This is a genomic window from Streptomyces sp. NPDC087901, assembly GCF_044742205.1.
Lineage (GTDB): Bacteria > Actinomycetota > Actinomycetes > Streptomycetales > Streptomycetaceae > Streptomyces.
Genome location: NZ_JBIUUC010000002.1, coordinates 1 through 12,072, shown reverse-complemented (window position 1 = coordinate 12,072; position 12,072 = coordinate 1). Strand labels below are relative to the sequence as shown.

The 12,072-nt window shown below is 71.8% G+C and carries 13 protein-coding genes and 1 pseudogene; 12 read left to right on the top strand and 2 right to left on the bottom strand.

Annotated elements, in window-relative coordinates:
- The first annotated feature begins 15 nt into the window (after positions 1-15).
- Positions 16-1,587 carry a 3-hydroxyacyl-CoA dehydrogenase gene (locus ACIOEW_RS05650; protein WP_401961600.1) on the top strand — a complete coding sequence of 524 codons (1,572 nt, stop codon included), beginning with the start codon at positions 16-18 and terminating at the stop codon, positions 1,585-1,587.
- A 142-nt stretch (positions 1,588-1,729) separates the two neighbouring features.
- The gene (locus ACIOEW_RS05645) at positions 1,730-2,182 is read left to right on the top strand and encodes a VOC family protein (protein WP_401961598.1); all 453 of its coding nucleotides are present in this window, start codon (positions 1,730-1,732) and stop codon (positions 2,180-2,182) included.
- A gap of 32 nt (positions 2,183-2,214) precedes the next feature.
- On the opposite strand, the gene ACIOEW_RS05640 is transcribed toward ACIOEW_RS05645, so the two are convergent.
- Positions 2,215-2,910 (bottom strand): helix-turn-helix domain-containing protein, encoded by a 696-nt coding sequence (locus ACIOEW_RS05640; RefSeq protein WP_401961596.1) that lies wholly within the window; start codon positions 2,908-2,910, stop codon positions 2,215-2,217.
- Positions 2,911-2,969: 59 nt separating this feature from the next.
- On the opposite strand from ACIOEW_RS05640, the gene ACIOEW_RS05635 reads away from it, so the two are divergent.
- On the top strand, positions 2,970-3,344 hold the full coding sequence (locus tag ACIOEW_RS05635; protein WP_362554057.1) for a CU044_2847 family protein: 375 nt from the start codon (positions 2,970-2,972) through the stop codon (positions 3,342-3,344).
- Positions 3,345-3,356: 12 nt separating this feature from the next.
- Here ACIOEW_RS05635 and ACIOEW_RS05630 read toward each other — a convergent pair whose 3' ends face one another.
- Positions 3,357-4,460 (bottom strand): YihY/virulence factor BrkB family protein, encoded by a 1,104-nt coding sequence (locus ACIOEW_RS05630; RefSeq protein WP_362554092.1) that lies wholly within the window; start codon positions 4,458-4,460, stop codon positions 3,357-3,359.
- Positions 4,461-4,534: 74 nt separating this feature from the next.
- On the opposite strand from ACIOEW_RS05630, the gene ACIOEW_RS05625 reads away from it, so the two are divergent.
- From ACIOEW_RS05625 to ACIOEW_RS05585, 9 genes and pseudogenes are all read left to right on the top strand, one after another.
- Complete coding sequence (locus ACIOEW_RS05625; protein ID WP_401961593.1) at positions 4,535-6,172, top strand: acyl-CoA dehydrogenase family protein; 1,638 nt, start codon at positions 4,535-4,537, stop codon at positions 6,170-6,172.
- A 260-nt stretch (positions 6,173-6,432) separates the two neighbouring features.
- Entirely contained in the window at positions 6,433-7,713 is a 1,281-nt protein-coding gene (locus ACIOEW_RS05620; RefSeq protein ID WP_401961590.1) for a GAF domain-containing protein, read from the top strand.
- Positions 7,714-7,794: 81 nt separating this feature from the next.
- On the top strand, positions 7,795-8,403 hold the full coding sequence (locus ACIOEW_RS05615) for a GNAT family N-acetyltransferase (protein WP_401961587.1): 609 nt from the start codon (positions 7,795-7,797) through the stop codon (positions 8,401-8,403).
- A 170-nt stretch (positions 8,404-8,573) separates the two neighbouring features.
- Positions 8,574-8,657 carry a putative leader peptide gene (locus ACIOEW_RS05610; protein WP_310739661.1) on the top strand — a complete coding sequence of 28 codons (84 nt, stop codon included), beginning with the start codon at positions 8,574-8,576 and terminating at the stop codon, positions 8,655-8,657.
- 114 nt (positions 8,658-8,771) lie between these two features.
- Positions 8,772-10,469 (top strand): nitrite/sulfite reductase, encoded by a 1,698-nt coding sequence (locus ACIOEW_RS05605; protein ID WP_401961584.1) that lies wholly within the window; start codon positions 8,772-8,774, stop codon positions 10,467-10,469.
- A complete protein-coding gene (locus tag ACIOEW_RS05600; RefSeq protein WP_136324340.1) occupies positions 10,466-10,645 on the top strand; it encodes an IS1 family transposase in 180 nt (59 codons plus the stop codon). Before ACIOEW_RS05605 ends, ACIOEW_RS05600 begins: the two co-directional genes overlap by 4 nt.
- Positions 10,642-11,358, top strand: a complete 717-nt coding sequence (locus ACIOEW_RS05595) for a phosphoadenylyl-sulfate reductase (RefSeq protein ID WP_401961582.1) — start codon at positions 10,642-10,644, stop codon at positions 11,356-11,358. Before ACIOEW_RS05600 ends, ACIOEW_RS05595 begins: the two co-directional genes overlap by 4 nt.
- 23 nt (positions 11,359-11,381) lie before the next feature.
- The gene (cysC, locus tag ACIOEW_RS05590) at positions 11,382-11,927 is read left to right on the top strand and encodes an adenylyl-sulfate kinase (RefSeq protein ID WP_401961581.1); all 546 of its coding nucleotides are present in this window, start codon (positions 11,382-11,384) and stop codon (positions 11,925-11,927) included.
- Positions 11,924-12,072: pseudogene (locus ACIOEW_RS05585) on the top strand (sulfate adenylyltransferase small subunit); the annotation flags it as partial. The gene cysC and the pseudogene ACIOEW_RS05585, both read left to right, overlap by 4 nt.

Genomic DNA, 12,072 nt, shown 5'->3' with positions numbered 1-12,072 from the left:
AGGACCAGGACCACCATGCGTATCAGGATCGTCGGCGCCGGAGCCATGGGCCGCGGCATCGCCCAGTGGGCCGCCGTCGGCGGACACACCGTCGAGCTGTCCGACGTACGGACGGAGGCGGTGACGGAGGCGGCCGCCTTCGTACGGTCCATGCTCGAACGGGCCGTGCAGAAGGGCCGGATGTCCGCCGAGGACGCGGCAGCCGCCGTGGACCGGGTGATCCCGCTGGACGACCCGTGGGCCGAGGGCCCGGACGTCGAGCTGGCCATCGAGGCCGTGCGGGAGGACCTGGCCACCAAGACGGAGGTCTTCGGCAGGCTGGAGCAGGCGCTGCCCGCCTCGGCCGTCCTCGCGACCAACACCTCCTCGCTGTCGGTGACCCGGATCGCCGCAGGGCTGAAGGACCCGACGCGCCTGGCCGGGCTGCACTTCTTCAACCCCGTCCCGCTGATGCGGATCGTCGAGGTGGTGCCCGGCGCCGCCACGCGCCCGGAGATCCCGCCGCTGCTCACCGCGCTCGTGGAGAGCTGCGGACACCGTGCGGTGACGGTCGCCGACACCCCGGGCTTCCTCGTCAACCACGCCGGGCGCGGACTGGCGACGGAAGCACTCGCGCTGCTGGAGGAGACGGTCACCGACCCGGCGGGCATCGACCGCATCGCGCGGGACGTACTGGGCCTGCGGATGGGCCCGTTCGAGCTGATGGACCTCACCGGACTCGATGTGACCGCCGCGGTCATCGACTCGATCTGGGAGGGCTTCCGCTACGAGGACCGCCTCCGCCCCTCGTATCTGACCCCGAACCGGGTGTCGGCCGGGCTGCACGGGCGCAAGACCGGACGCGGCTGGTTCCCGTACGGTCCCGAGGCTGCCGCGCCCACGCCGGAGGCGCCGGTCACCGGCGACCCGGACCGGCCGGTGCACGTCGTCGCCGCGTCCCCGGCCGGTGAGGGCGACGCCACCGCGCTGCGGGAGGCTCTGGCCGCGGCGGGGGCCACGGTGGAGACCGGTGCGGAACCGTCCGACGGGGCGCTGGTGCTGGTCCCGGTCTGGGGCACCACGGTGGCTTCTGCTGTGGCCGCGCACGGGCTGCCCGCGGGGCGCACCTTCGGTGTGGACCCGTTGCCGGCGGCCGTCCGCCGCCGGGTGCTGGCCGTGACCCCGGCCGCGGAGCCGGCGGCGGCGCGGGACGCCCGTGCGGTACTGGCGCGGGCCTCGGACGGCGGCGAGCCGTTCGCGGTGTCGGTGGTGCGGGACACGGCGGGCTCGGTCGCACAGCGGCTGCTCGCGTCGATCGTGTCGGTCTCGGCATCGATCGCGGAGCGCGCACTGGCGACCCCCGCCGACATCGATCTGGCGGTGACGACCGGTCTCGGCTACCCGGTGGGCCCGCTGGCCTGGGGTGACCGGATCGGCGCGGCCCGGATGCTGGAGCTGTACCGGGCGCTGCACGCCACGACCGGTGACCCGCGCCACCGCCCGACCCGCTGGGTCACCGAGCGTGCGGCACTGGGCCTGGCCCTGACGGACCCGGGCACCTCTCCGGAGGACTGCCTGGGCGGCGAGGAGGCCGACGGCACCGTGTGAGCGGTGCGGGGCCCTGCCGGGCCCCGGTTCAGCCCATGAGCTGGATCGGAGCCGGCAGGACCGCCGCCGTCACCGTGCGGGACCCGAGGGCACACAGAGCGGGGCGGCGCCGGCCGTGCGCCGGGCGGTGGGGGGCGAGGACATGACCGATTCGTTCAAGACCGCGGGCCGGTATCCGGCCTACCGTCGGATCATGACTCCACGACTCGACGCGATCTCCCTCACCACCGCGGATCTGGCCGCATCGCTCGCCTTCTACCGCCGGCTCGGCCTCGACATCCCGGCCGACGCGGAATCCGCACCCCATGTCGAAGTGACGCTCCCGGGCGGGCAGCGCCTGCTGTGGGACACCGAGGCCGTCGTCCGCTCCTTCGACCCGGAGTGGGCCGCGGCGAACGACGGGGAGCGGCTCGGGCTCGCCTTCCTCTGCGACAGCCCGGCGGAGGTCGACGCCGTCCACGACGAGCTGACCGGCGCCGGATACCGGAGCCATCTCAAGCCGTGGGACGCGGTGTGGGGGCAGCGCTACGCGGTGGTCCTCGACCCGGACGGCTGTGCGGTGTCGCTGTTCGCCGCAGCCGACGGGACCTCTTGAGGGCTGTCCCGCAACTCCTGGCGGGACAGCCCTCAGGCCGCGAAGTACTCGGTCAGGGTGGTGCCGGCCAGCTCGCGCATCTCCCGCGCGAGGTGGGCCTGGTCGGCGCAGCCCGCCATCAGCGCCGCCTCGGCGTACGGCGTCCCTGCCCGTACGAGTGCCAGCGCCCGTTGCAGCCGCAGCACCCGGGCGAGCGTCTTGGGGCCGTATCCGAAGGCGGCCAGTGAGCGGCGGTGCAGCTGACGGGCGCCGAGGCCGGCTGCCTGAGCCGTCTGCGCGACGGTGCGGCCGCTGTCCAGCTGCGCGGCGACGAACCGCATCGCCGGGTCCGGCGGCGCGGTGTCCGCCGACCGGCGCACCGCGATGTCCTCCAGCGCGGCAGCCTGGTCGGCGGCCCCGGCGACCCGCTCGGTGAGCTCACGGACCGGCTCCGCCGGCCACAGGTCGGCCAGCGCGACCCGGCGGTCACGCAGTTCGTACGCCGGTACGCCCAGCAGGGCGGGCGCGGTGCCGGGGGCGAAGCGGATGCCCGCGTAGCTGCCGCCGTCCGAGCCGGACGGCGGTTCCGCACGGGTGTCCGGGCCTGCGACGAGCAGCCGGCCGTCGATCCACATCAGGTCCATGCAGCCGTCGGGCAGCACCGGATGACCCGTTCCCTGCGGCACGGTCAGGGTCCAGACCTTCGCACCGTCGATCCGCGACGCGCGCTCTTCGTACCTGTCGCCCATGGCACTAGTCTCGTCGACTGACGGAGAACGGGCGGAACCGCGGCACCCCGGGGGCGGTCATGGCGGCACTGATGGAGTTCACCACCGACAGCGGCGAGACGGTGACGGTCGAGGTCGACCGACACGCCCCGGGTGCGCAACTGGTCGCGCGCGACGGCCATGCGCTGGCCCGGGCAGAGCGCACCTTCGACGAGGCGCTCCAGGGCATCCGGTCGGCGGCCGAGTCGGCACTCGCGGTGTTCCGGGACGGCACGCTGAAGCCGGACGGGGTGGAGCTGGAATTCGGTGTGAAGATCACGGCCGAGGCCGGGGCGGTGATCGCCAAGAGCGCGCTGGAGGGCCATCTGACGGTCAAGCTGTCGTGGTCGCCGGGCTCGTCCGCCGGGCCCCCGCCGGCGGCTCCGCCCGCGTCGCCCGCCCCGGCCGCCGGCTGACGGCCGGCCCGCTCACTCGCCGTGCGGCTGCGGTTTGTCCGGCTCCTTCTCACGGCTCGGCTGCAGGCGGGACTTCACGTCGTCCGGCGGCAGGAACCGTGACCACCGTTCCGGGAACTCGGACGGCATGTACGGGCTGTCGCCGTCGTCCCCGTCGTCGTCCGGGCCGCCGTCCCAGCTCTCCGCCTGGGTGCGGGCCACGAACTCGGCCGCCTGGACCACACGCACCCGGTCGTTGGCCGCACGGGCCGCCGCCGTCGCCACCGAGGGCCACACCCGGTCGATGGCCGCGTTGACGGCGGCGCCCACCAGCACCGCGAACGCGGAGATGCCGATCCACAGCAGTACCGCGATCGGGGCGGCCAGGGAGCCGTAGATCGTGGGCCCCTCGACCGTACTGGTGAGGTAGATCCGCAGCAGGAAGCTGCCGACCACCCACATCGCCAGTGCCATCAGGGCGCCCGGCATGTCCTCTATCCACGGCGACCGGACGGGGACGGACACGTGGTAGAGCGTGGTCAGGAAGGCGATGGACAGCAGTATCACCAGCGGCCAGTACAGGACGCTTATGACCTCGGTGCCCCAGGGGATGAACTCCACGACCCGGTCGGGGCCGACCACCAGGAGCGGCAGCACGACCGCGCCCAGCAGCAGCGCCACCACGTACAGCAGGAAGGCGAGCATCCTGGTCTTGACGATGCCGCGCTGGCCGTCGAGCCCGTACATCACGGTGATGGTGTCGATGAAGACGTTGACCGCGCGAGAACCGGACCAGAGCGCGATCGCGAAGCCGATCGAGATGACGTCGGGCCGGGCCCCGGTGGTGACGTCCGCCAGGAGCGGTTTGGCGAAGTCGTTGACGCCGCGCTCGGAGAGCACCGTGTGCGCGGCGCTGAGGATGTTGCGCTCGATGGAGGCGACCGTGGCGGTGCTGGTCCACTCGTCGACGTAGCCGAGCAGGCCGATCAGTCCGAGGAGCAGCGGAGGCAGGGACAGCAGGGTGAAGAACGCCGCCTCGGCGGCGAGTCCCAGAATGCGGTATTCCATGCACGAATTGACGGTGTCCTTCAGCAACTGCCAGGCCAGTTGCCGCTTGGACACGTTGCGGTAGAGCACTCTGGCCCGGTGGAGCCGGCCCGGTGGCCGCTCGGGTGTTTCATTTGCTGCCTGCACGTCCATACCGTAGCGGCATGGCAGCCACCACCCACACAGTGTCCAACCAGGCCCCTCCTCTCCTCGGCTACGACGTCTTCGGCGCGGACCGGGTGCTCACCGAAGCCGTGGATCGCCACCTCCCGGCCGAGCTGCTCGACGACGCGCGGGACGGGCTCGCCGAGCTCGGCCGGTCCGCCGGGTCCGCCCAGGCCGCGGAGTGGGGAGCGCAGGCCAACGACAATCCGCCGGGACTGCGGACCCACGACCGCTACGGGCACCGCGTCGACGAGGTGGAGTTCCACCCGGCCTGGCACCGGCTGCTCGGCCACGCCGTCACCGCAGGCCTGACCGATGCCTGGGACCGGCCGGGCGGGCATGTGCGCCGGGCCGCCGGCTTCCTGGTGTGGACGCAGGCCGAGGCGGGCCACGGCTGCCCGCTCTCGATGACGCACGCGGCGGTACCCGCGCTGCGGACCGATCCGGCGGTGGCGGCGGAGTGGGAGCCGCTGCTGACCTCGCACGTGTACGAGGAGGAGCTGCGGCCGGCCGGGCAGAAGGCCGGAGCGCTCCTCGGGATGGCCATGACGGAGAAGCAGGGCGGCACGGACGTGCGGTCCAACACGACGCGCGCGGAGCCGCTGGCGGCCGAGGGCGAGTATCTGCTCACCGGGCACAAGTGGTTCTGCTCGGCGCCGATGTCCGACGGGTTCCTGGTGCTGGCGCAGGCCCCGGGCGGGCTGACGTGTTTCCTGCTCCCCCGGGTGCTGCCGGACGGCACGCGCAACGTGTTCGCGATCCAGCGGCTCAAGGACAAGCTGGGCAACCGGTCCAACGCCTCGGCCGAGGTCGAATTCGACGGGACGTGGGTGCGCAGGATCGGTGAGGAGGGGCGCGGGGTGCGCACCATCATCGACATGGTGGCGGCGACCCGGCTGGACTGTGTGACCGGCTCGGCGGCGCTTATGCGGCAGGCGGTGGCGCAGGCGGTCCACCATGCCACGTACCGCAGCGCGTTCGGCGGGGTGCTGGTCGACAAGCCGCTGATGCGCAACGTGCTGGCCGATCTGGCGCTGGAGTCGGAGGCCGCGACGGTGCTGGCGATGCGGCTCGCGGCCGCGTACGACGCCGGGACCGAGGGCGAGTCGGCGTTCCTGCGGATCGCGGTGCCCACGGCGAAGTACTGGGTGACGAAGCGGTGCACCCCGCTGGTGGCCGAGGCGCTCGAATGCCTGGGCGGCAACGGCTATGTGGAGGAGTCGGGCATGCCGCGGCTGCTGCGCGAGGCGCCGCTCAACTCGATCTGGGAGGGTTCGGGGAACGTCCAGGCGCTGGATGTACTGCGGGCGCTGCAGCGTGAACCGCTGGCACTGAACGCGTTCCTTCAGGAGGTCGGACGGGCGCGGGGGGCCGACCACCGCCTCGACCGGGCGATCAAGGACCTGCTGACGGAACTCGCCGATCTGGAGGGCATCGAGGCGCGGGCCCGCCGGCTCGTGGAGCGGATGGCGCTGGTGCTGCAGGGTTCGCTGCTGGTGCGCTGGGCTCCGCCGGAGGTCGCCGACGCGTTCTGCGCGTCACGCCTGGGCCGGGACTGGGGTTCGGCCTTCGGAACACTGCCGCACACACTGGATCTGGCGTCGGTCGTGGAACGGGCCCGGCCCGTGGAGCGTTGACGGGGACGGCGCCCGGGCAGCAACAGGGGGTGGTGCTGCGCCGACACGGCACCACCCCCCATGCTGTACACACCGGACTTCGGGGCCGAAACCCTGCCGTTCGGTGTCCCGTCACTCTTGTACGGTCGCGCGGCCGTCGCCAGAGTTGCAGAGGGTTGCAACCATTGTGTGGAGTTGCGGTGCCGGAGCTCCCGCAGCGGCAGGATGGGTCCCATGGCTCCTTGACCAGGTCCAGCAGAGTCGATGAGGGGAATTCCGGCATGGAGACGAGTCCGGTCGACGTGATGCGGCTCGCTGCCCAGGAGTCCGGCCGGGCCAACCGCCTGGTCCACCGGGCCCGCGAGGCGAGGATGGCGGGCGACCGCATGCCCGCAGCGCCGCGGGCCGAGATCGGGGCCTCGTGGGACCGGGTGCTGCGCAGCGGGATCGATCCGGAACAGACCACCCACAGCATCCTGCTGGAGCTGGACGAGGTCGAGCACCGGCGCCGGAGTTCCGCGCTGGGCGAGGTGATGCCGCTGCTCAGCGACGGCCTGGCGGGCATCGCGGACGCCTCGCAGCAGATCATGGTGGTCACCGACGTGGAGGGCCGGGTGCTGTGGCGCCAGGGCAACACGGGGGTGCTGCGCCTGGCGGACACCATCTGCCTGGCCGAGGGCGCCGCCTGGTCCGAGGCGATCACGGGCACCAACGCCATCGGCACCGCGCTCGCCTCGCGCGCCCCTGTGCAGGTCCACTCCGCGGAGCACTTCGTCCGCAGTCTGCACGGCTGGACGTGCGCGGCGGCCCCGGTGCGCGATCCGCGGGACGGCCGGCTGATGGGGATCGTCGACATCAGCGGCCCGGCGAGCACCTTCCATCCGACGACGCTCGCCCTGGTCGGTTCGGTGGCCCGGCTGGCCGAGAGCGAGATCAGGACCCAGCACCTGCAGTCGATCGACCGGCTGCGCTCGGTGGCGGCGCCGATGCTCTGCCGGCTGGGGGGCCGGGCCTTGGCGGTGGACGGCAACGGCTGGCTGGCCGCGGTCACCGGGATGCCTCCGGTGGACCGGCTGCCGCTGCCGAAGTCGCTGCAGCCGGGCCGGGTGTGGCTGCCCTCGCTCGGGATGTGCCGGGTGGAGCCGCTGCCGGGCGGCTGGCTGGTGCAGGTGGCGGACGGCGCGATGGACAGCCCACCACGCAGGGTCGTGCTGGATCTGAGCCTGCCGCGCAGCCTCGCGGTGAATGTGGTGAGCCCGGTGGGCACGTGGACGCAGCGGCTCTCCCCGCGCCACGCCGAGATGCTGTACGCGCTGGCCCTGCACCCGGAGGGACGTACGGCGTCCGAGCTGGCGGAGGACCTCTTCGGCGATCCGACCAGGACGGTGACGGTCCGGGCCGAGATCTCGCGCCTGCGGCGCCATCTCGCGGAAGTGCTGGCGCACCGCCCGTACCGCTTCGGCGAAGGGGTCGAGGTGGAGGTGGTCCGTCCGGAGCACCCGGGCGATCTGCTGCCGCAGTCGAAGGCGCCGGTGGTGGTGGCGGCGCGCAGCGCCTCCTGAACGCTGTTCCCGCAGGTCCGGAGCGCCTGCTCCCGGGTACCGGCTTGGGCCGGGGCGACGGGGCATGGTTTTCTGGCAGTCATGAGCAACCCCGAGCGTCCATCCGACCCCGCCCTCGCCGAGGTGACCGTCTGGTCCCTGGAGCAGACCGCCCCCGACGATCTGCGGCCTTCGGCCGTGCCGGAGGCGGACGTACGGATCGTCCGTTCCGAGGTGCCGCTGCCCGAGTTCAGCCGCTTCCTCTATACGGCGGTCGGCGGCGACATCCAGTGGACGGACCGGCTGTCGATGACCTACGCGCAGTGGCAGGAAGTGCTGGACCGGCCGGGCGCGGAAACCTGGGTGGCGTACGCGGACGGGACGCCGGCCGGGTACGTGGAGCTGGACCCGCAGGACGACGGCGTGGTCGAGATCATGTACTTCGGCCTCCTCCCGGCTTTCCGGGGACGCCGGATCGGCGGGCATCTGCTCTCGTACGGGGTCGCGCGCGCCTGGGACCTGGCGGAGCGGTGGCCGGAGCGGCCCGCGACGAAGCGGGTGTGGGTGCACACCTGCTCCAAGGACGGGCCGCATGCCATGGGCAACTATCAGCGCCGCGGCTTCCGGCTTTTCGACACCAGGACGGAGCTGGAGCCCGAGGTCGCCACTCCCGGTCCGTGGCCGGAATCCGGCCGGGCGCCGCTTCCGTAGACCCCTGCGGGAATCCTCCGTAAGAAATGCACACGGTTGTCCGGTTTTCCGGCTACCTGGCGCCCGTCACTCAGGTGACGGGCGCCACATCGTCTCACCTGTCGGGACAGTCTCGTCCACATCATGGATAGTGGTGGACTGCTCCGAGACCCGCGTGACACGCTTCCGTCATGCCTGGAACTGGAATTGCCTTGGTGAGTCGACGCCACGTCGACCTCGGCCGCATGTCCAGCGCCATCTGTCCGGCGAGCTGAGAGTCCCAGCACCGCCGCGATCAACCTTTCTCTGCACATCCTGCGCACCGCCGCGCCTCCACGCGAGTGTGCAGTTCAGAGCCGCCCTCCTGCAGTCCCGAAGGACGTACTGTCATGGCCGCTACCCCGGAACAGCCCGCGCCCGCCACGCCCCGCCGCAAGGCAGGACGCCACCGCGGCGAAGGCCAGTGGGCCCTGGGGCACTACACCCCGCTCAACGGCAATGAGCAGTTCAAGAAGGACGACGACAGCCTCAACGTGCGGACACGCATCGAGACGATCTACTCCAAGCGCGGGTTCGACTCGATCGACCCCAACGACCTTCGTGGACGCATGCGTTGGTGGGGCCTGTACACCCAGCGGCGGGCCGGTATCGACGGCGGGAAGACCGCGATCCTCGAGCCCGAGGAGCTCGAGGACAAGTACTTCATGATGCGGGTCCGCATCGACGGCGGAAGGCTGACCACCACGCAGCTGCGCGTCATCGGCGAGATCTCCGAGGAGTACGCCCGCGGCAGCGCGGACATCACCGACCGTCAGAACGTCCAGATGCACTGGATCCGCATCGAGGACGTCCCGGCGATCTGGGAGAAGCTGGAGGCCGTCGGCCTCTCCACCACCGAGGCGTGCGGCGACTGCCCCCGTACGATGATCGGCTCCCCGGTGGCGGGCATCGCCGCCGACGAGATCATCGACGGCACCTCGGCGCTGGACGAGATCCACGAGCGCTACATCGGCAGCCCGGAGTTCTCCAACCTGCCGCGCAAGTTCAAGACCGCGATCTCCGGCTCCCCGGTGCAGGACGTGGTGCACGAGATCAACGACATCGCGTTCGTCGGCGTCGAGCACCCCGAGCACGGCCCCGGCTTCGACCTCTGGGTCGGCGGCGGTCTCTCCACCAACCCGCGACTGGCCGAACGGCTGGGCGCCTGGGTCCCGTTGGACGAGGTCGCCGACGTGTGGGCCGGCGTCGTCGGGATCTTCCGCGACTACGGTTACCGTCGGCTCCGCAACCGCGCGCGCCTGAAGTTCCTGGTGGCCGACTGGGGCGTCGCGAAGTTCCGCCAGGTGCTCGAGGACGAGTACCTCAAGCGCCCGATGCTGGACGGGCCCGCGCCCGCGGAGCCCAGCAGCCGCTGGCGCGACCACATCGGTGTCCACCCGCAGCAGGACGGACGTTTCTACGTCGGCTTCGCGCCCCGCGTCGGACGGGTCGACGGCTCCACCCTCGCCAAGATCGCCGAGCTCGCCGAGGCGCACGGCTCCGGCCGGGTGCGCACCACCGTCGAGCAGAAGATGATCATTCTCGATGTGGAGCAGGACCGGGTCGAGTCCCTGTCCGCCGGCTTGGAGGCGCTCGGCTTCCAGGTGCGGCCGTCCTCGTTCCGCCGCGGCACGATGGCCTGCACCGGCATCGAGTACTGCAAGCTGGCGATCGTCGAGACCAAGGCGCGTGGCGCCGCACTCATCGACGAACTGGAGCGCCGCCTCCCGGAGTTCGACGAGCCGCTCACCATCAACATCAACGGCTGCCCCAACGCCTGCGCCCGCATCCAGACCGCGGACATCGGCCTCAAGGGCCAGCTCATGCTGGACGCCGAGGGCAACCAGGTGGAGGGCTACCAGGTGCACCTCGGCGGCGCACTCGGCCTGGAGGCCGGATTCGGCCGCAAGGTCCGCGGCCTGAAGGTCACTTCGGCCGAGCTGCCCGACTACGTCGAGCGGGTCCTGGAGAATTTCCAGGCAGAGCGCGAGGACGACGAACGCTTCGCCACCTGGGCCGCCAGGGCCAGTGCGGAGTCGCTGTCATGAGCGAGCGCGCCGCGCCGTTCCACTGCCCCTACTGCGGCGACGAGGACCTGCGCCCGCACGAGGCAGGGCACGGGGCCTGGGAATGCGCCTCCTGCAACCGGGCGTTCCAGCTGAAGTTCCTGGGTCTGCTGACCCGGGGGCTGCAGCGCAACGACGGTGAAGGGGACGGGATATGACGGGCACTCTGCAGACCGGTAAGCTCTCCGCGACTGAACTCAGGGACCTGGCCGAGCGCGCGGGCCGGGAGTTGGAGGACGCCTCCGCACTGGAGATCCTCCAGTGGGCCACCCGGACCTTCGGCCCGCAGTTCTGTGTGACGTCGTCGATGGAGGACGCGGTCGTCGCTCACCTCGCCTCCCGGGCCCTGCCCGGGGTGGACGTGGTGTTCCTCGACACGGGTTACCACTTCCCCGAGACGGTCGGCACGCGTGACGCGGTGGAGGCGGTGATGGACGTCAACGTCATCACGCTGACGCCGCGGCAGACCGTGGCCGAGCAGGACGCCGAGTACGGGGCGAAGCTGCACGACCGCGACCCGGACCTCTGCTGCAAGTTGCGCAAGGTCACCCCCCTCCAGGAGGGCCTGACCCCGTACACGGCCTGGGCGACCGGGCTGCGCCGCGACGAGTCCCCCACCCGGGCGGGGACGCCGGTGGTCGGCTGGGACGCGAAGCGGCAGAAGGTCAAGGTCTCGCCGATCGCCCGCTGGACCCAGGACGACGTCGACGCGTACGTCGCCGAGCACGGGGTGCTCACCAACCCGCTGCTGATGGACGGTTACGCATCCGTGGGCTGCGCGCCCTGCACCCGCCGGGTGCTGGAGGGCGAGGACGCACGGGCCGGCCGCTGGGCCGGGCGCGGCAAGACCGAATGCGGGCTGCACGACTGATGACGACTGATCAGGAGACTTCGATGAGCGTGACGGAGACGGGAGCCACCGTCTGGCTGACCGGTCTGCCGAGCGCGGGCAAGACCACCATCGCGTACGAACTCGCCGGGCGGCTGCGCGGCGAGGGCCACCGGGTGGAGGTGCTCGACGGCGACGAGATCCGCGAGTTCCTCTCCGCGGGCCTCGGCTTCACCCGCGAGGACCGTCACACCAACGTCCAGCGGATCGGCTTCGTCGCCGAACTGCTGGCGGCCAACGGCGTGAAGGTGCTGGTCCCCGTCATCGCCCCCTACGCGGACAGCCGTGACGCGGTCCGCAAGCGGCACCAGGCCGAGGGCACCGCCTATCTGGAGGTGCATGTCGCCACTCCGGTCGAGGTGTGCTCGGTACGCGATGTGAAGGGGCTCTACGCCAAGCAGGCGGCGGGCGAGATCAGCGGGCTGACCGGGGTGGACGACCCCTACGAGGCGCCCGAGTCGCCCGATCTGCGGATCGAGTCGCACCAGCAGACCGTGCAGGAGTCCGCGGCGGAGCTGTACGCGCTGCTGAGCGAGAGGGGTGCAGCGTGACGACCGTCGCGACTGTGTCGGAAGGCACCGACAATCCGTACGCACTCAGCCACCTGGATTCGCTGGAGTCCGAGGCGGTGCACATCTTCCGTGAGGTGGCGGGGGAGTTCGAGCGGCCGGTGATCCTGTTCTCCGGCGGCAAGGA